The following is a 676-nucleotide window of genomic DNA, read 5'->3' as shown; positions in this document are numbered from 1 at the left end:
CCAGCTGTGGTCGAACTCCCGCTCCCAGTCGTCCTGTTCACTCATCCCCGTTGAACCTCTCTCGTCCGTCGGAACCAAGGAGGATGATCCCCCGAGAGTAGGAAGCCTGTGAAGCGCCGAAGGTTGCACGGGCCGTGGTTGCCCGGCGCCTGATCCGCTCCGGATGCTGGGCGGTCGATGGCCATCTAAGATCTATGGGTGAGAGCCGCAGGGCGGGGTGCGCCCACCCCTGGCGTAATCCCTGCTCACGGCCACACCTACGACCGCGCCGGACTTTTCACTCCAAGGTCGCGGCCATCCGGTTCGTGCAGTCGAGGACCGCACGAGGGGTGGAAGGAAGGTACGTCCATGAATGCACAGCGTGCTAGGCGTCTCGCGGCGGTTTCCGCCGTCGGTGTTCTGCTGGCCGGCGGCACGACGATCGCCACAGCAGGTACGGCCGCGGCATCCGCTCCGGCCCAGGTCTCCACGAACCGCGGCTGCTTCAACGGTGGCTGGTGGAACAACTGCGGCTTCGGCTACGGCAACTTCGGCGGCTTCGGCTTCAACAACGGCTTCAACACCGGCGGTGTCGTAGTGATCCTGGTGGGCTGAGAAGGCGGTGTGACAGAGCTCTGAGCACGGCCGAGGGGGGGGGGGGGGGGGGGCGGCGGCGCGGCGGGCGGGCTCGCGCCGG

General features: G+C 67.6%; 1 protein-coding gene. It reads left to right on the top strand.

What is annotated here, in order from left to right:
- Positions 1-348 precede the first annotated feature (348 nt).
- The gene (locus ACFW2E_RS44940; protein ID WP_384477421.1) at positions 349-594 is read left to right on the top strand and encodes a hypothetical protein; all 246 of its coding nucleotides are present in this window, start codon (positions 349-351) and stop codon (positions 592-594) included.
- The last annotated feature ends 82 nt before the right edge of the window (positions 595-676 follow it).

The sequence above is a fragment of the Streptomyces sp. NPDC058964 genome (assembly GCF_042741275.1).
Lineage (GTDB): Bacteria > Actinomycetota > Actinomycetes > Streptomycetales > Streptomycetaceae > Streptomyces.
Note: the sequence above shows the minus strand (reverse complement) of the source record. Positions and strands in the feature narration are given on the sequence as shown.